Source organism: Streptomyces endophyticus (assembly GCF_035798155.1).
In the GTDB taxonomy this organism is placed as follows: Bacteria; Actinomycetota; Actinomycetes; order Streptomycetales; family Streptomycetaceae; genus Streptomyces; species Streptomyces endophyticus.
In genome coordinates this window covers 34,257-57,706 of the sequence record NZ_JAOZYC010000111.1, presented here as the reverse complement: position 1 = coordinate 57,706, position 23,450 = coordinate 34,257, and the positions used below count along the sequence as shown (strand labels likewise).

Sequence of the window (23,450 nt, the reverse complement as noted above, 5' to 3'; positions counted from 1 at the left end):
CGAAGGAGCGATGACAAGAGGCATGCGTGAATTGCCGCCACGCGGACGGAAGTTGATCCCCGGAGTCGCTCCGCCGCTACGCGTCGTCGAGCGAACGCCGCTCGACACCCTCCAGATGCGTGCGCATCGCGCGGGCCGGCGCCTCGGGGTCGCCGGACTCGAACGCGGCGAGGATCGCGGTGTGCTCGGCGATGGCCTGGTCGATGTCGAACGTGCCGTGGTCGACGGTCTGCCGCATCCGGTGCACATGTGCGCTCAGCGACTCGGCCATCGCTGCCATGAACCGGTTCCGCGCCGCCTGAATGATCAGCAGGTGGAACGCCCAGTCGGCGGCGAAGTACTCGCGCAGGTCGGAGTTGTCGGTGGCGGTCGCGTCCCCGCCGCGCAGCTTGCGCACGCGGTGCGCCGCGAGCACGTGCCGGGCATGCGCGGCACGCAGTTCGGGCACCAGGTCCTCGGTGTGCGCGACGGCCCGCTCCACCGCGCCGAGCTCCAACATGATGCGGGCGTCGAAGAGTTCGGTGACCTGCTCGGGGGAGAGCGGCGGCGCCACCTTGTAACCCTTGAGCGCGACCCGGTTGACCAGGCCCGTGTGCTCCATCTGAACGAGGGCCTCGCGCACGGGAGTCGGCGAGACACCGAGCTCGCGGGCGAGCGAGTCGATGCCGAGCGAGGAGCCGGGCGGCGTCGAGCCGTCGAGCAGCTTCTCCAGGATCGCGTCGTAGACCCCGTCGCGCAGCGCGCGGCGTGCCACGAGGGGGGAGTTGGAGCTCTGCGGGTGTGTGCTCTTCGGGCTCATCTCGCCGTCCAGGTTATCCGAGGGGAGGTGCGGACAGTCTGTCGCAGACGGAATAGATCCTATAGGGTCTACGATTCAAAGGGATCGCCGGTGTGTACTCGACGAGGGAGTCGCCCATGCCCCGCACCGCACAAGTCGCCCCACCCGCACCGCCGTTCCGCCTGGCCCGTGACTGGCCCATCGGAGCCGCCCTCCTCCAGTTCCCCGACGCCCACAACGCACCCGCGCAGCAGTGGAGTTCGGTATTCGGCGAGGTCGCGGGCGAGGGATTCGACCACGTCGACCTCACCGACAGCTGGGTCCGCCCCGGCGACCTCGACGCCGACCGCAGATCCGAACTCGCCCGCACACTCAAGGAATCCGGCCTCGGCGTCACCGCCATCTCCGCGATCCGCCGCAGCGTCATCGACCCCGACGAGGACGCGGCCCGCGCCCACCTCGCGTACCTCCTGCGCACCATCGACGCGGCGGCCGACCTCGGCATCGGGGTCGTATCAGTGGGCCTGCACCGGGAATTGACGGAGAGCCAGCACCAGGCACTGTGGTTCTGGCACGAACAGGGTGCCACCGACCCGGCCGACGACACCCGCACCTGGAACCTCGCGGTCACCCGCCTGCGCGAACTCGGCGAACGCGCCGCCCGGCACGGCATACGCCTCTCGCTCGAAATGTACGAGGACACCTACCTCGGCACCGCCGACAGCGCGGTCGCCCTCGTCACGGACATCGACCTGCCGAGCGTCGGCCTCAACCCCGACATCGGCAACCTCATCCGGCTGCACCGCCCGATCGAGGACTGGCAGTCCATGCTGCGCAAGACCCTCCCGCACACCAACTACTGGCACATCAAGAACTATTACCGCGACCACGACCTGGCCACCGGCGCCTACTTCACCCACCCCGCCCCCTGCGAAGGCGGCCTGATCGACTACCGGCGCGCCCTCGCCATGGCCCTGGAGTGCGGCTTCGACGGCCCGATCTGCGTCGAGCACTACGGCGGCGACGGCCTCGGCATCTCCGCGGCCAACCGCGACTACCTGCGCCGCGTCCTGGGCATCCGCCTCGGGGGGTGACCCGGACGGCACCGCCGATCGACGCCCCCGGCGGCTCGCCCGCCGCCATCACCACGTACGAGCAGGAGGACAGCGCGTGAGCCGCTGGATCGGGACCAGCTTCAAGATGACCAAGACCCGTTCCGAGGCCGCGAGTTACGCGGCACGCGTGCGGGCCGCGGTCGGCGACGGCATCGACGGCGTGCAACCCTTCCTGATCCCGTCGGCGACCGCCGTCTCCGTCGTCGCCGACACCCTCGGCCCCGGCTCGCCCGTCCTGACCGGCGTACAGAACGCCCACTGGGACGACGAGGGCGCCTGGACCGGCGAGATCTCGGTGCCGCAGGCCGCCGACGCGGGCGCCCGGCTCGTCGAGATCGGACACTCGGAGCGGCGCGCCCACTTCGCCGAGACCGACGACACGGTCCGCCTCAAGACGGCGGCGGCCCTGCGCCACGGCCTCACCCCGCTGGTCTGCGTCGGCGAGTCCGCGGCGGCCAGGGACGCGGGACGCGGTGCCGACGTCGTACGCGCACAGGCCGAGGCGGCGCTCGAAGGGCAGTCGGACCCGGGCGCGGTGCTGCTCGCCTACGAACCGGTCTGGGCGATCGGCGAACACGGCCGCCCGCCCCGCCCCGAGGAGATCGCCCCCGCCCTCGCGGCCCTCGCCGAACTCCCCGCGCGCGCCGTGCTGTACGGGGGGTCGGTCGACCTGAGGAACGCGCCGTGGCTGCTTGAGCTTCCGGGGGTGCAGGGGTTGTTCGTGGGGCGGGCGGCTTGGGATGTGGATGCGTTCTTGGATTTGGTGGCGTTGGGACTGTGACGCCGGCCCACGACGGAATCGTGGGCCGGCGTCACAGTCCTCTTCGCGTCACAGTCCCGACCCGGCCGCCCGAGCCGCCACCACCGCGGGCGCCACCGAGTGCGGAAGCAGGTCCCGCGGGTCGTCCGGCAGCAGCACGGCCACGTCCGCGTCGTCCGCGAAGCGGTACGGGCGGTGGGCGAGGAGGGGGCCGAGGTAGCGGCGGACGCGGGACATCTCGGCGCGCACCGTCACCGTACGGGTCGGGTCGCCGAACAGGTCCTCGGCCAGCGCGGACGCGCTGCGGCCCGCCGGGTGCAGCGCCAGGACGTACAGCAACTCGGCGTGCCGCGGGCTCAGTTCATGGGTCCAGGTGGCCGCCGCGCCCGACACCTCCAAGGACCAGCGGCGCGGGCGGCGCACGTCGAGCGCGATACGGGTCGCGCCGAGCGTCCGGGGCTCCTCGTCCACCATCAGGAGCCAGCCCCCGGGCAACGGCGTCACGCTGCAAGCACCGAGCGCCGGGACCCAGCAGCAGCCCTCCGCGAGGGACTTGGGCAGCGCCACCCGGTCCACCGGCGGCATCCCGGTGACCGCCGCCGTCCAGCCGAACGGGTCGACCGCGAGCGCCCGCCCGCTCATCCGGGCGAGGACCGGAGCGGCCACCGAACGCAGCCGCTCCAGGCCCCCCTGCCACTGTTCGCGCAGCCGGGCCTCGGCGAGCTGCGCGACCGAGTACACCCACGGCAACGTCGCCGGATGCATCGTGTCCAGCGGACCGCTGATGTCGACGACGCCGAGCAGCCGCCCGTCACGCGGGTCCTTCACCGGGGCACCCGTGCACATCCACGGGTGCAGCGACTGCACGAAGTGCTCGGCGGAGAAGACCTGCACGGGGCGGCGGGTCACCAGCGGTGTGCCTATGCCGTTCGTGCCGACGACGTCCTCCGCGTAGTGCGCGCCGAGTGTCAGGCCGAGCCTGTCGGCCATGCGCAGGACGCCGTGATGCCCCTCGCGCCACAGGATGCGACCGTCCGCGTCGCTGATCACCATGATGTGCTGCGTGGCGTCCGCGACCGTCACCAACGCCTCGCGCAGCATCGGCAGGAGCGGCACCAGCGGCGAGGCCTGGCGCTTCTCCTCCAACTGCTCCGCGGTGAGCACCCCGGAGTGGACGTCGTAATCAGGGTCGACGCCGTCCCGCAGCATCCGCTGCCAGGAGTCGCCGATCACCGGGCGCGGTCGCACCCGCGGCCGCAGCCCCGAGAGGGTCGCCTCACGTACCCCCTTGAGCAGTCGGGACGAGTGCGTCACGTCCATGGCGGCCAGCCGCGCGAGGTCGAGCGTGGAGTCCTTGTTCATGCGGCGGTTCCTCGGTTGTGGGGAGATGTGCCCATCCTGCACCTGAGAGCCCCGGCAAGGTTGGGCCTTCCCGAGGAACGTTGCAACCCCCTGCAACCCTGGTGAACAGCCGTGCGGAGTTTGAAGATGGGAACAACGCCGCCGCGGCGGTGTTCGAGCTCCTCTTGGGGCCTGATGAGCGGGGATGGTGCCGTGTCGGCGCAGCACCATCCCCGCGTCAGCGTTCGGGGGCTCAGATCTGCGGGCGGGCCCGTTCCGCCAGTGCCGCCAGGTCCAGCGTGTGCGGCAGCGTTCCGAAGCCCGCGCCCCTGTCGCCGCCGAACCGCGCCGCGCAGAACGCGTCCGCCACGTCATCGGGGGCGTACCGCACGAGCAGCGAACCCTGGAGAACCAGCGCGATCCGCTCCACGAGCCGGCGCGCCCGCGCCTCGATGCCGTCCAGGTCGCCGAGTTCGGTCAGCAGATCCTTCACCGCCGCGTCGAGCCGGTGATCGGCGCCGCGCGCCTTGCCGACCTCGATCAGGAACGCGTTGAGCGCCTGCGGCTCCCGCTGCAACGCCCGCAGGACATCCAGGGCCTGTACGTTGCCCGCGCCCTCCCAGATCGAGTTCAGCGGTGACTCGCGCAGCAGCCGCGGCATGCCGGACTCCTCCACGTACCCGTTGCCGCCGAGGCATTCGAGGGCCTCCGCCACCAGCGGCGTACAGCGCTTCGTCACCCAGTACTTGGCCGCGGGCACCGCGATCCGCAGGAAGGCCCGCTCCTGCTCGCCCCCGTCGTCGTACGCCGCCGCGAGCCGCAGCGCGAGCGTCGTCGCGGCCTCCGACTCCAGGGCCAGATCCGCCGTGACGTTGCTCATCAGCGGCTGGTCGGCCAGCTTCGCGCCGAACGCCTCCCGGTGCGCGACGTGGTGGGTCGCCTGCGCCACCGCCTGCCGCATCAGGGCGGCGGAGCCGAGCACGCAGTCGAGCCGGGTCGCCGCCACCATCTCGATGATGGTGCGCACCCCGCGCCCCTCCTCGCCGACCCGGCGCGCCCACGTCCCGTCGAACTCGACCTCGGCCGACGCGTTCGACCGGTTGCCCAGCTTGTCCTTCAGGCGTTGCAGGGCGAAGGGGTTGCGTGTTCCGTCCTCCAGAACGCGGGGGACGAGAAAACACGTGGGGCCCGCATCCGTCCGTGCCAGTACCAGGAAGCCGTCCGACATCGGCGCGCTGCAGAACCACTTGTGACCGGTGAGCGCGTACGTCCCGGCCTCCGACAGCGGTACGGCCCGCGTCGTATTGGCCCGTACGTCGCTGCCGCCCTGCTTCTCCGTCATCGCCATGCCGAAGAGCGCTCCGGCCTTCTGCCCCGAGGGGCGCAGCCCTGAGTCGTAGACCGTGGACGTCAGGAGGGGCTCCCACACGGCGGCGAGTTCCGGCTCCGCGCGCAGCGCGGGCACCGCCGCGTGCGTCATCGACAGCGGGCACAGGTGCCCCGCCTCCACCTGCGACCACACCAGGAACGCGGCGGCGCGCCGCAGATGACCTCCCGGCCGCGTCCACGCCGACGTGAGCCCCGCCGACACCCCCTTGCCCAGGAGCCGGTGCCACGCCGGATGGAACTCCACCTCGTCGATCCGGTGGCCGTAGCGGTCGTGGGTGCGGAGCCGTGGCGGGTTCTCGTTCGCGAGCCGGCCCCACTCCTGAGCCTGCGTCGAACCGGCGGTGCGGCCGAGAAGGGTGAGGTCCGCGAGGGTCTCGTCCAGAAGCCCCGGGTCCAGATGCCGCTTCAGGCCCTGTGTCAGGGCCTGGTCGGCGGAGAAGACGTCGTATCCGACGAGCGGAGGGACCTGGTTGGTGACGCTGTGCGTGCTGCCTGCCATGTCTGCCGAACCTACCCGCGAAGGCGACGGGGTGCGTCACCCGCTGCGCGCCATGGCGGCTCCGTGGTCGCGTTCCGCCCGCGCGGGGTCCTCGGGTGGCCAGCCCGGACGGTACACGGTGTCGAGGTAGCGTTCGCCGAGGTCAGGGGCGATCGCCACCGCCGTGAGTCCGCGCCGCCCGTGCCGCGCCAGCCACTGCCCCGCCCCGCTGACCACCGTGCCGGTCGACCCGCCGAACAGGAAGCCCCGGCTCGCGAGGGTGCGGCACACCCGCAGCGCGTCCGACTCCTCGACGTGCACCACGTCGTCGACGTACGAGGTGTCGAGCATCGGTGGCCGCACGCCGGCGCCGAGGCCCGGGATGAGCCGGCGCCCGGCGGGGCCGCCGAAGCTCACCGAGCCGACGCTGTCGACGGCGACGATGCGCACCGGGCGCCGCCACTGCCAGAACCAGCGGGCACATCCCATCAGGGTGCCCGTCGTCCCCGCCCCGACGAACAGCACGTCAAGGCGCGGGAAGCGGTGGGCGATGGCCGGGGCCGTGGTGCGGAAATGGGCCCGCCAATTGTGGTGGTTGCTGTGCTGGTCGAGCCACACGTACCGGTCGTCGGCCGCGCACAGTGCCCGTACATACGCCAGTCGCGCGGCCAGCAGACCGCCGTGCGCCGCCGGTTCGCGCACCACGTGCACCCGGCTGCCGAGCGCCTCCATCAGCCGGATCGTCGGCTGGTTGCAGCGGTCGTCGGTCACGCACAGGAACCCGTATCCGCGGTGCGCGGCGATGATGCTGAGCGCGAGGCCCAGATTCCCCGACGACGACTCGATGAGGACGCTGCCGGGCCGCAGCAGACCGTCGCGTTCGGCGGCGTCGACCATCTCGGTGGCCGCCTTCAGCTTGATGGACCCCGCGAAGTTGAACCCTTCGCACTTGAGGAAGAGCGGCAGATCCAGCGCGGTCCGCAGGTCTACGTAGAGCCCCTCCTCGTTGAACTGTGCGGGATCGTCAATAACTGGCATGACGTGTGCCGCCCCCCTCCGTCTTGTGTCCCCCGTACCCCATGTCCCCCGCCCTTTCAGCCGTGCCTTCGCAGTTCGTGGAAGAAGCCGTCCACGACGCGCAGATGACCGCGCCGGGCCAGTTCGTCGTGGACGTGGCGCCCGACGGCCAGATCGAGTACCCCGAGACCGAACGGTGAGAACACCACGGTCCTGTCGTCCGGCACGGCGACCCGCCCGGTCAGTACGTCGTCGAGCGTGCCGTCGATGAAGTCCCGTGCACCGGTGAGCTGTTCGGCCAGATGCGGCGACGTGTCCGCCTTGAGGCAGTGCTCGATGTCGTCCACATAGTTCGCACTGTCGAGCAGGATCTCGGGTGCGAGATCGCGCAGCGACACATGAAGCACCAGTGGATGGTGTTCGAACCAGGACGCGTCGTGGACGTGTGGCTTCCCCGCGACCGTGGCGAAAACCACCAAGTCGCTGGTGCGGATGAGGCGTTCGGCGCTGTCGTGCGCCGTGATGGGGCCCTTGGTGCCCGCCCGCTCCAGATAGCCGAGGAACCCGGCGGCGCTGTCCGCCGACACATCGTGCACACCCGTCGCCTCGAACTCCCAGCCCGTCGCGACGAGATGGGTGTGAATGTGCCGCGCGATCAGTCCGGTGCCGATGAAGCCGACCCGCCGGGGACGGTCCCGGCCCTGGCTGAGCCGGTCGGCCGCGAGGGCCGCGGACGACGCCGTACGCGTGGCGCTGATCAGTGAGCTCTCCAGGCACGCATACGGATAGCCGGTGTCCGGATCGTTGAGGATCAGCACGGCGGAGGCGCGTGGCAGGCCCGAGCGGGTGTTCTCCGGGAAGCTGGAGATCCACTTGAGGCCGTCCGTGCGCAGCGGGCCGCCGAGCGAGGCGGGCAGCGCGATGATCCGCGCGTTCGGCCGGTCCGGGAACCGCAGGAAGTACGAGGGCGGGTTCACGGTGTCGCCCGCCCCGTGCAGCCGGTACACCGCCTCGATCAGCTCGCCGATCTCCAACTCCCGTCCCCGTAGTGTCTGTTCGACCTGCTCGCCGGGGATTACGGCGAACCGTGGCGCGGTGGCGGTCATCCGGCGGCCGCCTCGACGGTCGGGGCGCAGTCGGCGAGGCGCACCGGACCTGCGAGCGCCACGAGCATTTCGCGCGGCCCCTCGAACGGCTCCCGGCTGTGCGCGGTGCGGATGTTGTCGACGAGCAGCAGGTCGCCCGTGTGCCAGCGGGTGCGTACGGTGTGCGCCGCGTACACCTCGTTCAGGGTGCGCACCACGTCCTCGTCGATCGGATCGCCGTTGCCGTGCAGGGTGTTGAAGGGCAGTCCGTCGGGCCCGTACTCGTCGACGAGGTACTCGCGGACCTCCGGCTCCATCGTCCATTCGTTCAGGAACGCGATCTGGTTGAACCAGGTGGGGGAACCGTCGCGCGGGTGGCGGACGATGGCGCTGCGCCGCTGCCGGGTGCGCAGCGAACCGTCCTCGTGCCAACTGAAGCCGATGGCGTGGGCGCGGCAGTACGCGGCGACGGCGTCCCGGTCGTCGGTACCGAACGCCTCGGCAACGGACGCGCCGATCTCCTCGTGGTACGTCCGGGTGAGGATCCAGCCCTCCCGCCCGAACCGCTCGGCGAGCGGTTCGGGCAGCGCGCGCAGGACGGCCCCCGCGTCGGCGAGCCCGGTCGCGCCACCGCTCGCGGCGGCCTCCAGGCAGGCGAACTGCAACAGGCCAGGGAACTCCAGGCAGTAGCTCAACTCGTGGTGCATGCACATCAGTTGGTTGGGCGGCCACTTGGTGGCCGAGTACACCCCGTCCGGGTAGGTGCGGCGCGGCGCGAACGGTTCCCGGTCGGGCATCAGGGTGCCCGCCGCCTGCTTGAAGACGGCGGCGGTGACGCCCGGATCCATGAGACCGAGGCCGCGTACGACGGCGCAGCCGTGCTCGGCGACGACGGCGTGCACCGCCTCGCGGTGCTGTGCGGTCCAGCCCTCCGGGTCGCCCGCGCAGTCGGCGTACACCAACGGCGGGCTGTCGGTGGAGAGTTCGATGTCAGGGGACGGAGTCGAGAGCGACATGCGGGTGCGCTTCCTTTCCTGTGAGTCCGGTGACTCAGGTCGCTTTGGTAGGTGTGGTGGCTGTGGTGGTTCCCTGGGCCCGGTCGTCGAGCAGCTCGGCCAGGTCCGCGAGGACCGGACGGCGCGTGACGTCCTTGAGGGTGACCGCCCGGTCCAGGGCGACCGCCAGCTTCACGGCGGCCAGTGAGCTGCCGCCGAGGTCGAAGAAGTGGTCGTGGCGGCCGACGCGTTCGGCCGGCACGCCGAGTACCTCGGCCCAGAGCGCGGCGAGCCGGCGCTCGGCCTGCGTACGAGGAGGGTCGGTACCCGCGTCCAACTGCTCGGCGAGTGCGGTCAGGGCGCGGCGGTCCGTCTTGCCGTTGGCGGTCAGCGGCAGCCGCTCGCGCCAGTGCACGACCGACGGCACCATGTACGCGGGCAGCGCGGCGGCCGCCGGCTCCCGTACGTCCACGGTCCTGGGCCCGGTGCAGAACGCCGCCAGCTGCGCGCCCCGCACCACGACCACCGCCGCGTCCCGGACCCCGGCCACCCGCAGCAGCGCGTTCTCGACCTCGCCGAGCTCGACGCGGAAGCCGCGGATCTTGACCTGGCCGTCCCTGCGCCCGAGGAACTCCAGCTTTCCGTCGGGCCGCCAGCGCCCGTGGTCGCCGCTGCGGTACAGGCGGTCGCCGGGCCGGTACGGGTCCTCGGTGAACGCGGCCTTCGTGCGCTCCGGGTCGTTGACGTAACCGCGCCCGACGCACACCCCGGAGAAGACGATCTCGCCGGGCGCGCCCAGCGGGACCGGCAGCAGATCCTCGTCGACGACATAGACGCGCACATTCGCGATCGGCGGACCGAGCGGCACCCGGTCGCCGTCCGGCGGGCGGTCCAGCACCTCGTGGTTGGTGTCGTCGGACGTCTCCGTGAGCCCGTACGCGTTGACCAGCCGTACCCCGGGCCGCGCCGCGAACCAGCGGCGCACCAGCTCCGCCTTCACGGCCTCCCCGGTCACCGACACACAGCGCAGCTCGGGCAGCGGGCGGGGCCGCCGCGCCAACTCGGAGAGCACGGCCTCCAGATAGGACGGCACCACCTGGAGCACGTTCACCCGCCCCCGCTCGATCGTGTCCACGAACCGGGCGACGTCGAGGATCGACTCCTGTCCGACGACGAGGGTGCGGCCACCGACGGTGAGGGCGGACACCAGCTGCCACAGGGAGATGTCGAAGCACTGCGGCGCCGTCTGCGCGACCACGTCGCCCGCGCCGATCCCGAGGTCGTCGACCTTGGCGAGCACGTGGTTGACGAACCCGGCGTGCTCGCACAGGGCGCCCTTCGGCTCGCCGGTGGAGCCCGATGTGAAGTAGAGGTAGGCGAGTTGGTCCGCCGTGACCCGGACGCCGAGGTCGGTGTCCGGGTGGCCCTGCGCACAGGCGTCCGCCACGGACAGGCTGCCGTCCCGGTCGGCGACGACGAGCCGGCAGTCGGCCCGGGTGAGCATGGTCGCGACGCGCTCGGCCGGGAAGTGCGGCTCGACCGGCAGATACACCCCGCCCGCCTTCAGGACGCCGAGGACGGCGGCCGCCCAGTCGAGGCCGCGCTCCATGACGACGGCGACCACCTGCTCGGCTCCCAGTCCGCGCGCGAGCAGCGCCCGGCCGACCTGATTGGCCCGGGAGTTGAGCTCGGCGTACGTCCACTCCTGACGCTCGTCCGCGATGGCCGGGGCGTCCGGGTGGGCGGCCACTTGCTCCTCGAACAGCTCGTGCACCCGCCGGTCCGGCAGCGCGCGCCGGGGGCCCGCCAACTCCTCGAACTGGTAACGGAGTTCGCCGTCGGAGAGCAGGCTCCGGCGTGGCGGCCCGGTCAGAGCGGCAAGGTGGTAGCCCGCTACGCGGGCCGCCGCCTCCGCGTCGAGGGCATCGGTGCGGTAGTGCAGCCGCAGGGCGTGCTCCTCCTTGCGGCTCACCTGGAACGGCGAGTCGTCGGGTCCGGCGGACAGGGCGTCGAGCACACGCGCGCGGGCCGCGTCGAGCGCGGTCTCGGTCACCGACAGGCCCACGGGGAGCGGTACTTCGTGCACCGCGGTGCCGGGGACAGGGGTGCGGGTCCATTGAAAGTCCGTCATGACTGCCTCTCCACCGCCGGATTGCCGCCCCAGGCGGCGCCCGCCGGCATCTGTTCGCCCTTCATCAGGAAGGAGTCCGGGGCGAGCACGGCGCCGTCGCCCATCTGGACCCCGTAGTGCGCCAGGGCGCCGGTGCCGAGCGTGCAGCCGGAACCGATCGTGATCCGGTCGGACTTGAAGGTGCCGTCCTCCTGCGAATGGGCCTGGATCTTGGAGTGCGCGCCGAGCGTGCTGTCGTCGCCGATCGTCGTCAGCGTGCGCTCGGTGATGCTGGCCCCGTCGTCGAAGACCCGGCGCCCGAGCCGCACTCCGAGCAGCCGCCACACCACGTTCTTGAACGGAGTCCCGTTGAGCACCACGAGATGGTTGTCCGGCACCTTCCACAGCCGCTCGTGCCACCGGAAGTACGGGTCGTAGATCGAGCACAACTGGGGTGCGAGAGGCCGGAAGCGGCAGATCAGCCGCTCCACGAACACGTAGTAGCAGGTGCTGAACGCGAGCCCGGCGACCATCGCCGCCCCGATCAGCAGCCCGCCCACCGCGCCCGCCCCGCCGTACAGGTCGAGCGCGCCGAACGCGATGACCGACAGCAGGAACCAGTGCAGCCACCGCACGAACAGGAACAGGGCCATCGTGCGCAGGTTGTAGCGATTCTTCGCGGCGAGGCGGCGTCGGAACTCCGCGCCCTGCCTGAGGTGGTCGAAGCCGCTGTCACGCTCCACCGAGCGCGGGATCTCGAACGGCGGCGAGCCGAGCAGGCCGACACCGCTGCGTACCTCGCCGTCGAGCGGCACCATCACCTTGGTGGCGAGCAGCACGTTCTCGCCGGTGCGGCCGCCGGCCGGGTAGGCGATGTGGTTGCCGAGGAAGCTGTGTGCCCCGATCGTCGCGCGTGACAGGCGGAACGAGGTCGCCGAGAACTCCGCGTTCAGGATCGAGAGCCCGTCGGCGACCATCGTGCCGCTGCCCACCGTCGCCAGGTACGGGGTCTCGTGCTGCATCTCCGTACCGAAGTTCGAGCCCGTCTGCTCCACGTGCGACAGGTCGTAGCCGATGGACCGCAGATAGCCGACGATGTACGAGCTGTCGCCTGCCAGCCACTTGAAGAACTTGATGTTGGTCATCCGGGCGACGGCGCGCTGCACGCCGTAGTGGAAGCCGTACAGCGGATACGTGCGGTCCGGGCGCAGCAGCGGCCACAGCGCGCGCGGCAGCAGCGCCACGGCGGCGAACCCCAGCGCGACGAACGCCAGGAACCCGGCGAGGGACAGGCCGAGCGCCTCACCGTAGAACGCGACGGAGCCCAGATCCTGCGAGTCCGGAGCCAACAGGACGTCCAGCGCGGGCAGTTCCGTCAGCGCCAGAAAGCCGCCTCCCACCGCGAGCGGTGTGTATACGAAGAGCAGTTGGGCGAGCCCCGCGAGCCCGAAGGCGGCGCGGCGCGGCGCGGATGTGCGGGCCGGTGGCACGCGGACGTACTCGACGTCGGTGGGTTCGGCGGGGGAGCCGTGCCAGTGCTCCCCGGCCGGCACGGACGCTCCGTCGTACAGGGCGGAGGCATGGCCGAGTTGGGAGCCGTCGCCCAGCGCGGTGCCGATGTCGAGGACGGTCTTCTCGCCCACGAAGACGCCTTGGCCGAGCGTCACCGGGCCGGTGCGGATGCGCCCGGCCGCCGCCCGGTACCCCAGAAAGTGGGCCTCCTTGCGTACCACGGTGTCGGCGCCGATCGTCAGCAGGTCGGTGCAGACGGGCACGACTCGGGACAGGATCGTCACGTTCGGGCCGATGCGCGCGCCCAGCAGCCGCAAGTACTGCACGTACAGCGGGCTGCCGACGAACAGCACCATCGGGTTGGCGTGCAGCAGCGCCTTCACGGTCCAGAAGCGGACGTAGGCGAGGCTCCACACCGGGAACTCGGTCTCCCGCCAGCGGCCCACGAGCAGCCACTTGGCGAGGATGGGCACGACACACGCGCCCGCGAACACGGCGCCGCCGAAGACCGCGGAACGCGCGTACACCTCAAGGAAGCCGCTGCCCGTCGACACCCACTCGTAGCCGCGGGCGGTGGCGACCCCGACGCCCGCGCAGTACGCGGCGAACACCAGGAACTGCAGTGCCCCGCAGAGGAGATAGCGGGGCGTGCTGCCTGGCCGCGGCGCCGATGGTGGTGGCTTCGGCGGGGCCGCCGCGGCGACCGGGGCGGCGTCGAGCGCCGCGGCGAGCGAGCGGATCGTCGGGTACCCGTAGACGTCCCGCATGGACACGGACGGGAGATCCTCCCGTTTGCGTACCCGCGCGCAAAAGTGCGCCATCACGAGGGAGTTGGCACATAAATCGTCGAAGAAATGACTGTCAGGGGGTACATGCTCCACCCGGACCACACCCGCCAGAACCTCGGCAAGTACGTCCTCCGTGCCATTCGCCACAGCAGCTCCTCGTGAATTATTGGCATGGTTTCCGCTGCACGGGAAAGGTGTTTCTCTGGCGAACGGGCATGGCCCGCGACCCCCTGTTTCCACCTAGCCACATGCGCTCTGTTGTCCCCCGCTGAGCGCACCGCATACAATTCGGCATTGTTTCGAGAGTTCCATGAACGGTTCAAGCGCACGTCAAGCATTGGCGATATCCGATTGCCTGTTTCTGACGCGCACATGCCGGTCGGCCGATCTTTTTGTGCGGCTCGCCGGGGAAGTCAAGCAAGAGACGGTTCAATTACTCGGTTCGGTTCCACGGTGAGGCGCGAACCAATCGGGCCATCGAGGGCCGGACACCTCGGCGGCGGGGCCGTGCCGGTGCCGGGGATGAGTGTCGGAGCAGGTGACGGATACCTTGGGGGCGTGCAGCCAGCAAGTGAATCCCCCCGACCGCCGTCCGGACGTCTTCACCGGGCGCGTGTTCTCTATCACAACGTCTCAAAACGGAAGACGGTCTGGCTGCTCCTGAAGGACACCGTCAACTCGTGCATGGAGTACCGCATCCTGGGCCTCGCGGCCGAGGCGGCGTTCTTCACGCTCCTGTCGGTCCCGCCGCTGCTGCTGTCCCTGGTGGGCCTGCTCGCGTACGTCGACACGTGGACGGGCGCCGACACCATCGCGGGTGTCCGCGACAACATCCTGGAGGCCTCCCGCACGGTCCTCACCGACCAGGGCGTGAAGGAGATCGCAGAACCGATTTTGGACGACGTCATCAAGGGCGGCAGGCCCGACGTCATCTCCATCGGCTTCCTGCTCTCGCTCTGGTCGGGCTCGCGCGCGGTGTCGACGTTCGTCGACACGGTGACCGTCATGTACGGCCTCGACGGCGTACGCGGCATCGTGAAGACGCGGCTGCTCGCCTTCCTGCTCTTCCTGGTGGGGCTCGTCGTCGGCGCGATAGCGCTGCCGCTGATGATCGCGGGGCCGGACGCGGTGATCGGCCTCGTGCCCTGGTCCCAGTCCCTCGTCGAGATCTTCTACTGGCCCGTGGTCCTCGTCCTGTCCATCGCGTTCCTCACGACGCTGTACCACGTGTCCGTGCCGGTGCGCTCACCGTGGATCGAGGACGTGCCGGGCGCCCTCGTGTCGCTCGCGATGTGGATCCCCGGCAGCTTCCTGCTGCGCCTCTACCTCACCAACACCATCGAGGGCCCGACCATCTACGGCTCCCTCGCCGCGCCCGTCGCCGTGCTGCTGTGGATCGGCGTCTCGGCGTTCGCGGTCCTCGTCGGCGCCGCGGTGAACGCCGCGATCGACCGCGTCTGGCCGTCGGTCGCGACGGCGGCGGCGCGCGCCGCGAACGAGCGGGTGCGCAGGGCGGCCGCCACCGAGCAGTTGGCGCGGGCGGCCGCACTGGGCTTCCCGGACGACCACGAGGACCCCGAGGACCCGGACGACGGCGACGACCCGGGCATGCCGTCCGAATTCCCGGAGCGCTGGTCGAAGTTCCTGCCACCGGAGGACGTCACGTCCCGGCTGCGCACGCACGCCCGCAAGTACGGGGACGGGGCGGGGCACGAGGAGGACTGACCGGGGCGCTCACTTCCAGGCGCCGGCCGCCGCCTCCCGCTCCGCGAACTCCGCGAACGTGCGCGGTTCGCGCCCGAGCACCCGCCGCACGTCACCGGTGACCGAGGCGTTCCGCCCGTCGAGCAGCGTCGCGAACAGCTCCACCAGGAACGCCACTTCCTCCTCCGGCACCCCGAACCCGCGCAGCGTCGCCCCGTAGTCGGGCAACGGCACGTACCGCTTCTCGGTCCCCGTGGCCGCCGCGACGGCCGCGAGCGCCTCGCCCCACGTCAGCAGCGCGGGCCCGGTGAGATCCAGGACCTCGCCCGCGTACCGCCCCGACGGCTCGCGCAGCACCGCCACCGCGACCTCCGCGATGTCCGTCGCGTCGATGAACGGCTCGCGCAGCGCCTCCGGCGCCGCGAACGCCAGTTCCCCGCCGCGCACCTGGTCCGCGAGCGGGCCCTCGCTGAAGTTCTGCTGGAACCAGGCGCACCGCAGCACGGTCCACTGCGCCCCCGACCCCCGCAGTGCCTCCTCGGCCGGCAGCGCCTGTTCCTCGCCGCGCGCCGACAGCAGCACCAGCCGCCGCACCCCCAGCTCCACCGCCCGCCGCGCCAGCGCGCCCACCAGGTCCGCGGCGTCCGGCGCCCCGATGTCCGTGGGGAAGGCCAGATACGCCCCGTCGGCGCCGCGCAGCGCCTCGTCCCAGGTCCCGGGCTCCTCCCAGTCGAACCGCACCGCGCCCGACCGGGAGGCCGCCCGCACGCTCAGCCCTGCGGCACGCGCCGCGTCGGCGACCCGACGCCCCGTACGACCGGTGGCCCCGGTCACCAGCACCGTCCCTGTGTTCCGCTCCGTCTGTGTCATCCCTCCACTCAACTGCCGCGCGCCACCCACCGACATCGCCGAGCCGCTCACCGCCATACGCGTCCGTCTACGCTGATTTCATGGACGTACTCGCAGGGCTCCTCGAAGGGCCGAGGGCGCGCGGGGCCTTCATGATCCGGGCCTGCTTCGAGCCGCCGTGGGCCGTGCGGATCGCCGACGGGGCACCGCTCTCCGTGATGGTCATGGTGGAGGGCGAGGCGTGGATCCTGCCGGAGGGCGGCGGGACCGGTGGGGCGGACAAGCCGCGGCACATCCGGCCCGGCGACATCGCCGTCGCCCGCGGCCCGGACCCGTACGTGTGCTGCGACGACCCGGCCACCGAGCCGCGCGCCGAGATCGGGCCAGGGCAGGAGTGCCGCCCGCTGGGCCCCGCGCACGCCGGCCGCTACAAGGACCTCGGCGTACGGCAGTGGGGCGAGTCCCCGGACGCCCCGGCCAAGATGCTCATCGGCACGTACCAGCTGCGCGGCGAACTGACCGGGCGGCTGCTCGACGCGCTGCCCGCGCTGCTCGTGCTGCCCGCCGAGGTGTGGCGCTGCCCGTTCACCCCACTGCTCGCCGAGGAGATCGTGCGCGACGAGCCCGGCCAGGACGTCGTCCTCGACCGCCTCCTCGACCTGCTGCTGATCGCCTCGCTGCGCGCCTGGTTCTCGCGGCCCGAGGCCGACGCGCCCGCCTGGTACCGGGCGATGGGCGACCCGGTCGTGGGCCGCGCGCTGCGGCTGATCCAGGACGACCCCGCCCACCCCTGGACCGTCGTCGGGCTCGCCGAGCGCGCCGGGGTCTCGCGGGCCGCGCTCGCCCGCCGCTTCACGGAGCTGGTGGGCGAGCCCCCGATGGCGTACCTGACCGGCTGGCGCCTCGCGCTCGCCGCGGACCTGCTGCGCGAGGGCGGGGCGACGGTCGCGGCGATCGCCCGGCGCGTCGGGTACGGCAGTGCGTTCGCCCTGTCCACCGCGTTCAAGCGGGAGTACGGGCTGAGCCCGCAGGAGTACCGGGCATGACCGGGAGCTACGAGGAGCGGGCGGCGCGGGTGCCCGGAGCGACGGTGTGGACCCGGACGGTGGCGCGCGACGGGGGAGAGGCCGCCCCGGTCCTGCCCGACGGCTGCATGGACCTGATCTGGAACGAGGGCCGCCTCTTCGTCGCAGGACCCGACACCCGCGCCCACCCCACAGGCCCCGGCGCGGGCCGCCGCTACGCGGGCATCCGCTTCGCGCCCGGCACGGCACCCGGCTACCTCGGCGTCCCGGCACACGAACTCCGCGACACCCGCGCCGAATTGGCGGACCTGTGGCGCGGAGGCGAGGCCCGGCGGCTGACCGAGCGCCTGGACGCGGCGGCCGACCCCGCGGTCGAGCTGGAGGCCCTGGCGGCCCGCCTCGCCCACGCCGCGGGCCCGCCCGACCCGCTGCTCACCCATGTGGCACAGGCGCTCGACGCGGGCCGCACCGTCACGGCCGTCGCCGAAGAGACGGGCCTCGGCGCCCGCACCCTGCACCGCCGCTCGCTGGCCGCGTTCGGCTACGGTCCCAAGACCCTGGCCCGCGTCCTGCGCCTGCAACGGGCCCTGGCGCTCGCCCGCGCCGACGTCCCGTTCGCGGAGGCGGCGGCCCGCGCCGGATACACGGACCAGGCCCATCTGGCGCGCGACGTAAGGGAGTTGACGGGTACGACACTCGGGCGACTGCTACTCAGGTAGGACGGTTCACGCGAGAGGCGCGAACAGGTCCACCTGGTTCCCGTCCGGGTCCAGCACGACGGCGTACCGCTGCCCCCACGGCGCGTCCCACGGCTTCGCCTCGCCGCGGTGCCCCGCCCCGGTCAGCCCCTCGTACGCGGCGTCGACCCCCGCGGCGTCCCCGCAGTGGAACGCGAGGCCCACGCGGCCCCGGCCACGCTCCCCCGCACCGGGGTCCGGGTCGAACATCAGCCGGATGCCGCCCGCCAACTCCGCTTCCACGTGCGGGAGTTGCTCGGCACCCTCGGGGAAAGTGAGGCCGAGGCGACGGTAGAAGGCCAGCGTGGCGGCCAGGTCGGTGGTGGCGACGCCGATGGCGTCCATACGGATACGGGTCTCGTTCATGGGTTCACGGTAGGCAGCGGCGCAGGTCCCGGTCTTGTACGAAACGGACACCGCCCCTCCTCCTTGCGGACGGCCCGAAACCGCCGTACACGAGGCATATGGCCGACAACGAGACCCTCGTAGCGACCGCGCGACCCACGAGCCCGGTCACTCTGGAAGCCGATTACGACCCCGCCGTCTCCCGATGGCTGTGGCTGGTGAAGTGGCTGCTCGCGCTGCCGCACTACCTCGTCCTCGCCCTGCTCTTCGTGGGCTCGGCCCTCACCACCCTCGTCGCCCTGTTCGCGATCCTGTTCACGACCCGCTACCCGCGGCTCCTCTTCGACTTCAACGTCGGCGTGCTGCGCTGGGCCTGGCGCGTCGGCTACTACTCGTACGGAACCCTCGGCACCGACCGCTACCCGCCGTTCACGCTCGGCCCCGCCCCCGACTACCCGGCCCGCCTCGACGTCGCCTACCCCGAGCGGCTCTCGCGCGGCCTGGTCCTGGTGAAGTGGTGGCTGCTCGTGCTGCCCCAGTGGCTGATCGTGTCGCTGCTCGTGGGCGGCTCCGGCTCGACGGGCGGCGTCGCGGGACTGCTCACGTTCTACGCGGCCGTCGCCGTCCTCTTCACCGGTACGTACCCGCGCGGCATGTACGACCTCAACATCGGCCTGCACCGCTGGGCGGCGCGGGTGGCGGCGTACGGAGGGCTGATGACGGACACGTACCCGCCGTTCCGCCTCGACCAGGGTGAGCGCGAGCCCTACTAGCCTCCCGGGACACCCGTCGTAGCATCCGGGCATGCCCGTCGCGACGCTCGTGTACACCCGCACCACCGACTACCGCCACGACTCCATCCCGGGCGCCGTCCGGACCCTGCGCGCGCTCGGCTTCGCCGTGCGGCACACCGAGGACCCGGCCGAGTTCGAACGGGCCCTCGACGCCCGCCCCGACGCGGTCGTCTTCCTCTCCACCAGCGGCGACGTCCTCACCCCCGCCGGACGCGAGCGGCTCGCGGCGTACGTGGACGGGGGCGGCGGCTTCGTCGGCGTACACGCGGCGGCGTGCACGGAGTACGGGTGGCCGTACTACGGGGACCTGCTGGCAGCACGCTTCGACCGGCACCCCGCGTACCAGCCGGGCCGCGTCCGGATCGCCGACCACGACCACCCGGCGACCCAACACCTGCCGTCCCACTGGGAGTTCACCGACGAGTGGTACGACTTCCGCTCCGACCCGCGCGAGGATCCGACGGTACGGCTCCTCGCGTACGCCGACGAATCCTCGTACGAGGGGGCGACCATGGGCGGCGACCACCCACTGGTGTGGTGCAGGGACCCGGCGACACCGGGACCGGGCCGGATGTTCTACACATCCCTGGGCCACGCCACCGAGGCCTACGACGCCCCGGCCTTCCGCGCACACCTGTCCGGCGCCATCCACTGGACGGCGCGCCGGGGTCCCTAACGGCCGAGCGCCGCCGCGATCCCCGCCACGGCCCCCGGCCCGACGCGGCAGCAGCCGCCGATCAGTCGCGCCCCGGCGTCCCGCCACGCGGTCACCTGGTCCGGCGTGAACGTGGCACGGCCCGCCCAGGCGCGCGCCTCGGCGTCCCACTCCTCACCGCTGTTGGGATAGACGACGACGGGCTTGCCGGTGACACGGACGGCGAGACGCACAGCGGCCTCAACATCCCGCGGGGCACAGCAGTTGACACCGACCGCGACGACCTCCTCGGCACCGGCAGCCACCTCGAACGCCTCTTCCAGCGGCTGCCCCGCACGCGTACGTACCCCCTCCACGCTGTACGAGAGCCAGGCAGGCACCCCGAGCCCCCGCACGGCCCGCACCAGCGCCCGCGCCTCGTCCGCATCGGGCACGGTCTCCAGGGCGAACACATCGGGCACGGCCCCAGCCAGCACCTCAAGCCGCGGCCGATGAAACGCGTACAACTCCTCCTCGCTCAGCCCGTACCGCCCCCGGTACTCGGACCCGTCGGCGAGCATCGCCCCGTAGGGCCCCGCAGACGCGGCCACCCACAGCGGCCGCTGAACGTCGGCCTCCCGGCCCGCCTCCCGCGCCAACTCCACACTCGACCGCATGAGTTCGGCAGCCCGCGCCCGCCCGATCCCGTGCCGCGCGAACCCCTCGAAGGTGGCCTGATAGCTGGCCGTGATGGCGACATCCGCCCCCGCCTCGTAGTACGCCCGATGCGCCGCGACGATCGCCCCCGGCTCCTCGGCGAGCAACCGGGCCGACCACAGCTCGTCACTCAGATCGTGCCCGGCGGCCTCCAGCTGATTGGACAGCCCGCCGTCGAGGACGAGGGGGCGGGCGGCGGGGGCGTCTGTGCTGCTGAACATGGTGCCGACGGTAATGGACGAGTGGTCGTCCGGGCGGGCGCCGTGGCCCGGCGGAAGGTTTTGGAGCGTGCGCTTCACAACGTGCTAGCGTCATGCGGGTGGAGTCGACGGGTCGCCGTCGCTCCAGTTATGAAGCGCACGCTCCAAAACCTCGGAACGCACGCACACGAAGAAGCGAAACGGAATCGGAAACGGAAAGGGGAGGGGACCCGTGCCACTCGCCGTCTACGTCCTGGGCCTCGGCATCTTCACGCAGGGCACGTCCGAGTTCATGCTCTCCGGGCTGCTCCCTGGCATGGCCGCCGACCTGGGTGTCTCCATCCCCGACGCGGGGCTGCTCATCTCGGCCTTCGCGCTCGGCATGGTCGTCGGTGCCCCGCTGCTCGCCGTGGCGACGCTGCGCCTGCCGCGCCGTGCCACACTCGTCGGGCTCCAGGTGGTGTTCGTGGCGGCACATGTCGTCGGCGCGCTCGCCCCCGGCTACGGCCTGCTCTTCGCGACCCGGGTGATCGGCGCCCTCGCCTACGCCGGGTTCTGGGCCGTCGCCGTCGCCACCGCGGTCACCCTGGTGCCCGCGAGCGCCAAGAGCCGCGCGGTCGCCATGGTCGCGGGCGGCCTCACCCTCGCCACGATCGTGGGCGTCCCCGCCGGAACCGTCCTGAGCCAGCACGCCAGTTGGCGCGCCGCGTTCTGGGCGGTGGCCGCCGCGACCGTGGTCAGCGCGGTCTGCACGCTCCTCGCGCTGCCGGCCGACCGGGGCGCGAAGGGCGTCGAGGGGGCCCGCTCGGTCCGGGCGGAACTGCGCGGCATGGCCCGCCCCGCCCTCTGGCTCTCCTACGCCATCACCGCCTTCACCTTCGGCGCGGTCATCGTGACCTTCAGCTACTTGGCGTCCCTGCTCACCGGCGTCACCGGGATCCGCGACGCCGCGGTGCCCGTGCTGCTCGCGCTCTTCGGCGCGGGCGGACTGCTCGGCCTCGTTATCGGCGGCCGCACCGCGCACGCCGCCCCACTGGCCACGCTCGGCTGGGGGCTCGCCGCCCTCGCCGTGATCTCGGCGCTGCTCGCGGTGGCCGCGCACACGGCGGTCGTGGTCGTCGCCCTCGTCTTCGCGCTCGGCGTGGCCGGGTACGTCACCAATCCGGCCCTCCAGTCCCGCGTGTTCACGCTCGCGCCCGCCGCGCCCACCCTCGTCGGCGCCACCAACACGGCGGCGTTCAACGTGGGCAACACCCTCGCCCCGCTCCTCGGCGGGCTCGCGATCGACGCGGGCCTCGGCTACGCGTCCGTGGCGTGGGTGGGGGCGGCGCTCGCGGCGGTGGGCCTGCTGGGCGTGGTGTGGGCGGCGCGCCTTGAGCGCACCCGGAGTTTTGTACCAGTACTCCAAAACTCGTAGTCTTGCGGTATGGCGAGGCCACGGCAGTTCGACGAGGAGCGGGTCATCGGCGCGGCGATGGGCACGTTCTGGCGGCACGGGTACGAGGGGACGTCCACGCGCGACCTGTGCGACAGCACCGGGCTCGGCCCCTCCAGCCTCTACAACACCTTCGGCGGCAAGCGGCAGCTGTACCTGCGCGCCCTGGAGCGCTACCACGACACCGCCACCGCCGAGCAGATGGAGATCCTGGCCGGGCCCGGTTCGGCGGGCCGGCGGCTGCGCGCCCTGATGGTGCACGCCGTCGACACCGACCTCGCGGCCGCAGAGGCGGATCCGCACGGCTGCTTCGCTATCAACGCCGCGATCGAGGCGGCGGCGCACGACCCCGACGTCAAGCAGGTCGTGCGCCGCACCTTCGACCGGGTCGAAGGCGCGATCCGTACGGTCGTCGCGGCGGGGCAGGGCGCGGGCGAGTTCCGCTCGGACATCGACACGCGCACCCTGGCCCGCCAGGTGCAGAGCGCGTACTACGGCCTACGGGTGCTCAGCCGGGCCCAGGACCGCCGCACCCTCCTGTCGACGATCCGGGCCACGCTGGCCACACTGAGCGCACCCGTGGAGCGGACCGAGGCTACGGCCGCACCGTGAGCACGAGCTTCCCTGTCACCCGCCCGGTGTCACCCTCCGCGTGCGCCTTGGCGGCCTCGGCCAGGGGGTACGTGTCCGCCACGTGCACCGTGAGCCCGCCCGACTCGACGAGTTCGGCGACGGCGCGCATCCCCGCCTGATCGTGCTCGACCAGCATGGCGATGGCCCGCACTCCCAACTCACGGGCACGCGCGGTCACTTCATCGAACTGAACCGGCAGCAGCGAGACGAGAATGCCACCCGGCTTCAGCACGTCAAGGGAGCGCAGCCGGTCCTCGCCGCCGAGGGTGTCGAGGACGACGTCGATGTCGCGGACCTCGGCCGCGACATCGACGGTGCGGTAGTCGATGACCTCGTCGGCGCCCAGCCCCCGTACGAACTCGTGCTTGGCGGCCGACGCCGTCCCGATGACGTACGCGCCGCGCGCCTTGGCGATCTGCACCGCCACATGCCCCACGCCACCAGCGGCAGCCTGGATCAACACCCGCTGTCCCGGCCCCACTTGGGCGACGTCGACGAGGGCCTGCCAGGCGGTGAGTCCGACGAGCGGCAGCGCACCCGCCTCGACATGGCTCAGCCCCGCGGGCTTCGGTACGAAGGCGCGGGCGGGCCCGGCCACGTACTCGGCGTGCGAACCGGCCCCGTACGGATACGGCAGCATGCCGAACACCTCGTCGCCCGGCTGGAACAGGGCGACGCCGAGCCCCACCTCCTCGACGACCCCGGAGACGTCCCAGCCGAGCACGAACGGCGGCTTGCCCAGGAACATCCCGGATGCGCGGTGCTTGTAGTCGGTCGGGTTGAGGCCCGCCGCGTGCACGGCGACCACGATCTGCCCGATGCCCGGCTTCGGTCGCGGAACCTCGACCTCCTGGAGCACCTCGGGCGCCCCGAGGGTGTCCTGGCTGATGGCCTTCATGGTGGCGGTCGCGGTGGGGTTCACGGTGGGGGTCACGGTGCTCTTGTCGTCGCTCATGGGACCAGCCTGCGCCCCCGGGACCGACACGGACAATGGCAAGATTGCCATCCG

Annotated in this window: 21 protein-coding genes; 9 read left to right on the top strand and 12 right to left on the bottom strand. The window is 72.0% G+C overall.

What is annotated here, in order from left to right; genetic code table 11:
- Positions 1 to 76 precede the first annotated feature (76 nt).
- The gene (locus OKJ99_RS16950) at positions 77 to 799 is read right to left on the bottom strand and encodes a GntR family transcriptional regulator (RefSeq protein WP_326017118.1); all 723 of its coding nucleotides are present in this window, start codon (positions 797 to 799) and stop codon (positions 77 to 79) included.
- 116 nt (positions 800 to 915) lie between these two features.
- Between OKJ99_RS16950 and OKJ99_RS16945 the strand changes: the two genes are divergently transcribed.
- Both OKJ99_RS16945 and OKJ99_RS16940 read left to right on the top strand, forming a co-directional pair.
- Entirely contained in the window at positions 916 to 1,872 is a 957-nt protein-coding gene (locus OKJ99_RS16945) for a sugar phosphate isomerase/epimerase family protein (protein WP_326017116.1), read from the top strand.
- 76 nt (positions 1,873 to 1,948) lie between these two features.
- Positions 1,949 to 2,674, top strand: a complete 726-nt coding sequence (locus OKJ99_RS16940) for a triose-phosphate isomerase (RefSeq protein WP_326017114.1) — start codon at positions 1,949 to 1,951, stop codon at positions 2,672 to 2,674.
- Positions 2,675 to 2,722: 48 nt separating this feature from the next.
- Here the strand turns inward: OKJ99_RS16940 and OKJ99_RS16935 are convergent, their stop codons facing one another.
- The 7 genes from OKJ99_RS16935 to OKJ99_RS16905 all read right to left on the bottom strand — a co-directional run bounded on the left by OKJ99_RS16935 (position 2,723) and on the right by OKJ99_RS16905 (position 13,515).
- Positions 2,723 to 4,015 carry a GAF domain-containing protein gene (locus tag OKJ99_RS16935; protein ID WP_326017112.1) on the bottom strand — a complete coding sequence of 431 codons (1,293 nt, stop codon included), beginning with the start codon at positions 4,013 to 4,015 and terminating at the stop codon, positions 2,723 to 2,725.
- A gap of 232 nt (positions 4,016 to 4,247) precedes the next feature.
- Positions 4,248 to 5,882 carry an acyl-CoA dehydrogenase family protein gene (locus tag OKJ99_RS16930; protein ID WP_326017110.1) on the bottom strand — a complete coding sequence of 545 codons (1,635 nt, stop codon included), beginning with the start codon at positions 5,880 to 5,882 and terminating at the stop codon, positions 4,248 to 4,250.
- A gap of 36 nt (positions 5,883 to 5,918) precedes the next feature.
- Positions 5,919 to 6,899, bottom strand: a complete 981-nt coding sequence (sbnA, locus tag OKJ99_RS16925) for a 2,3-diaminopropionate biosynthesis protein SbnA (RefSeq protein WP_326017108.1) — start codon at positions 6,897 to 6,899, stop codon at positions 5,919 to 5,921.
- A 56-nt stretch (positions 6,900 to 6,955) separates the two neighbouring features.
- Complete coding sequence (gene sbnB / locus OKJ99_RS16920) at positions 6,956 to 7,984, bottom strand: 2,3-diaminopropionate biosynthesis protein SbnB (protein ID WP_326017106.1); 1,029 nt, start codon at positions 7,982 to 7,984, stop codon at positions 6,956 to 6,958.
- On the bottom strand, positions 7,981 to 8,979 hold the full coding sequence (locus OKJ99_RS16915; RefSeq protein ID WP_326017104.1) for a TauD/TfdA family dioxygenase: 999 nt from the start codon (positions 8,977 to 8,979) through the stop codon (positions 7,981 to 7,983). Before OKJ99_RS16915 ends, sbnB begins: the two co-directional genes overlap by 4 nt.
- A gap of 34 nt (positions 8,980 to 9,013) precedes the next feature.
- On the bottom strand, positions 9,014 to 11,089 hold the full coding sequence (locus OKJ99_RS16910; RefSeq protein WP_326017102.1) for a non-ribosomal peptide synthetase: 2,076 nt from the start codon (positions 11,087 to 11,089) through the stop codon (positions 9,014 to 9,016).
- Positions 11,086 to 13,515, bottom strand: coding sequence for a Pls/PosA family non-ribosomal peptide synthetase (locus tag OKJ99_RS16905; protein WP_326017100.1), 2,430 nt, complete (start codon positions 13,513 to 13,515; stop codon positions 11,086 to 11,088). The genes OKJ99_RS16910 and OKJ99_RS16905 overlap by 4 nt, the downstream gene beginning before the upstream one ends.
- Positions 13,516 to 13,926: 411 nt before the next feature.
- On the opposite strand from OKJ99_RS16905, the gene OKJ99_RS16900 reads away from it, so the two are divergent.
- Positions 13,927 to 15,093, top strand: a complete 1,167-nt coding sequence (locus OKJ99_RS16900) for a YihY/virulence factor BrkB family protein (protein WP_326017098.1) — start codon at positions 13,927 to 13,929, stop codon at positions 15,091 to 15,093.
- 9 nt (positions 15,094 to 15,102) lie between these two features.
- Here OKJ99_RS16900 and OKJ99_RS16895 read toward each other — a convergent pair whose 3' ends face one another.
- A complete protein-coding gene (locus tag OKJ99_RS16895; RefSeq protein WP_326017097.1) occupies positions 15,103 to 15,942 on the bottom strand; it encodes an NAD(P)H-binding protein in 840 nt (279 codons plus the stop codon).
- A gap of 80 nt (positions 15,943 to 16,022) precedes the next feature.
- Here OKJ99_RS16895 and OKJ99_RS16890 point away from each other — a divergent pair, with 80 nt between their 5' ends.
- Positions 16,023 to 16,967, top strand: a complete 945-nt coding sequence (locus OKJ99_RS16890) for an AraC family transcriptional regulator (RefSeq protein ID WP_326017096.1) — start codon at positions 16,023 to 16,025, stop codon at positions 16,965 to 16,967.
- Entirely contained in the window at positions 16,964 to 17,665 is a 702-nt protein-coding gene (locus OKJ99_RS16885) for a helix-turn-helix transcriptional regulator (protein ID WP_326017094.1), read from the top strand. The genes OKJ99_RS16890 and OKJ99_RS16885 overlap by 4 nt, the downstream gene beginning before the upstream one ends.
- 6 nt (positions 17,666 to 17,671) lie before the next feature.
- Here the strand turns inward: OKJ99_RS16885 and OKJ99_RS16880 are convergent, their stop codons facing one another.
- Complete coding sequence (locus tag OKJ99_RS16880; protein WP_326017093.1) at positions 17,672 to 18,049, bottom strand: VOC family protein; 378 nt, start codon at positions 18,047 to 18,049, stop codon at positions 17,672 to 17,674.
- Between the two features lie 98 nt (positions 18,050 to 18,147).
- Here OKJ99_RS16880 and OKJ99_RS16875 point away from each other — a divergent pair, with 98 nt between their 5' ends.
- Together OKJ99_RS16875 and OKJ99_RS16870 are read left to right on the top strand one after the other, a co-directional pair.
- Positions 18,148 to 18,801, top strand: a complete 654-nt coding sequence (locus tag OKJ99_RS16875) for a DUF4389 domain-containing protein (RefSeq protein ID WP_326017092.1) — start codon at positions 18,148 to 18,150, stop codon at positions 18,799 to 18,801.
- A 31-nt stretch (positions 18,802 to 18,832) separates the two neighbouring features.
- Positions 18,833 to 19,498, top strand: a complete 666-nt coding sequence (locus tag OKJ99_RS16870; protein ID WP_326017091.1) for a ThuA domain-containing protein — start codon at positions 18,833 to 18,835, stop codon at positions 19,496 to 19,498.
- On the opposite strand, the gene mmuM is transcribed toward OKJ99_RS16870, so the two are convergent.
- Positions 19,495 to 20,394, bottom strand: coding sequence for a homocysteine S-methyltransferase (gene mmuM / locus OKJ99_RS16865; protein ID WP_326017090.1), 900 nt, complete (start codon positions 20,392 to 20,394; stop codon positions 19,495 to 19,497). The two genes, OKJ99_RS16870 and mmuM, sit on opposite strands and share 4 nt — an antisense overlap.
- Positions 20,395 to 20,605: 211 nt before the next feature.
- Between mmuM and OKJ99_RS16860 the strand changes: the two genes are divergently transcribed.
- Positions 20,606 to 21,790, top strand: a complete 1,185-nt coding sequence (locus tag OKJ99_RS16860; protein ID WP_326017088.1) for a Cmx/CmrA family chloramphenicol efflux MFS transporter — start codon at positions 20,606 to 20,608, stop codon at positions 21,788 to 21,790.
- A 9-nt stretch (positions 21,791 to 21,799) separates the two neighbouring features.
- Positions 21,800 to 22,420 carry a TetR/AcrR family transcriptional regulator gene (locus OKJ99_RS16855; RefSeq protein WP_326017086.1) on the top strand — a complete coding sequence of 207 codons (621 nt, stop codon included), beginning with the start codon at positions 21,800 to 21,802 and terminating at the stop codon, positions 22,418 to 22,420.
- Here the strand turns inward: OKJ99_RS16855 and OKJ99_RS16850 are convergent.
- Positions 22,404 to 23,396 carry an NADP-dependent oxidoreductase gene (locus tag OKJ99_RS16850; protein WP_326017084.1) on the bottom strand — a complete coding sequence of 331 codons (993 nt, stop codon included), beginning with the start codon at positions 23,394 to 23,396 and terminating at the stop codon, positions 22,404 to 22,406. The two genes, OKJ99_RS16855 and OKJ99_RS16850, sit on opposite strands and share 17 nt — an antisense overlap.
- Between the last annotated feature and the right edge of the window lie 54 nt (positions 23,397 to 23,450).

Bases quoted from the DNA above. Each gene is read 5' to 3' on its own strand.
- OKJ99_RS16950 (WP_326017118.1), bottom strand. From the start codon at position 799: ATGAGCCCGAAGAGCACACACCCGCAGAGCTCCAACTCCCCCCTCGTG.
- OKJ99_RS16945 (WP_326017116.1), top strand. From the start codon at position 916: ATGCCCCGCACCGCACAAGTCGCCCCACCCGCACCGCCGTTCCGCCTG.
- OKJ99_RS16935 (WP_326017112.1), bottom strand. From the start codon at position 4,015: ATGAACAAGGACTCCACGCTCGACCTCGCGCGGCTGGCCGCCATGGAC.
- OKJ99_RS16930 (WP_326017110.1), bottom strand. From the start codon at position 5,882: ATGGCAGGCAGCACGCACAGCGTCACCAACCAGGTCCCTCCGCTCGTC.
- sbnA (WP_326017108.1), bottom strand. From the start codon at position 6,899: ATGCCAGTTATTGACGATCCCGCACAGTTCAACGAGGAGGGGCTCTAC.
- sbnB (WP_326017106.1), bottom strand. From the start codon at position 7,984: ATGACCGCCACCGCGCCACGGTTCGCCGTAATCCCCGGCGAGCAGGTC.
- OKJ99_RS16915 (WP_326017104.1), bottom strand. From the start codon at position 8,979: ATGTCGCTCTCGACTCCGTCCCCTGACATCGAACTCTCCACCGACAGC.
- OKJ99_RS16910 (WP_326017102.1), bottom strand. From the start codon at position 11,089: ATGACGGACTTTCAATGGACCCGCACCCCTGTCCCCGGCACCGCGGTG.
- OKJ99_RS16895 (WP_326017097.1), bottom strand. From the start codon at position 15,942: ATGACACAGACGGAGCGGAACACAGGGACGGTGCTGGTGACCGGGGCC.
- OKJ99_RS16890 (WP_326017096.1), top strand. From the start codon at position 16,023: ATGGACGTACTCGCAGGGCTCCTCGAAGGGCCGAGGGCGCGCGGGGCC.
- OKJ99_RS16885 (WP_326017094.1), top strand. From the start codon at position 16,964: ATGACCGGGAGCTACGAGGAGCGGGCGGCGCGGGTGCCCGGAGCGACG.
- OKJ99_RS16880 (WP_326017093.1), bottom strand. From the start codon at position 18,049: ATGAACGAGACCCGTATCCGTATGGACGCCATCGGCGTCGCCACCACC.
- OKJ99_RS16875 (WP_326017092.1), top strand. From the start codon at position 18,148: ATGGCCGACAACGAGACCCTCGTAGCGACCGCGCGACCCACGAGCCCG.
- OKJ99_RS16870 (WP_326017091.1), top strand. From the start codon at position 18,833: ATGCCCGTCGCGACGCTCGTGTACACCCGCACCACCGACTACCGCCAC.
- mmuM (WP_326017090.1), bottom strand. From the start codon at position 20,394: ATGTTCAGCAGCACAGACGCCCCCGCCGCCCGCCCCCTCGTCCTCGAC.
- OKJ99_RS16855 (WP_326017086.1), top strand. From the start codon at position 21,800: ATGGCGAGGCCACGGCAGTTCGACGAGGAGCGGGTCATCGGCGCGGCG.
- OKJ99_RS16850 (WP_326017084.1), bottom strand. From the start codon at position 23,396: ATGAGCGACGACAAGAGCACCGTGACCCCCACCGTGAACCCCACCGCG.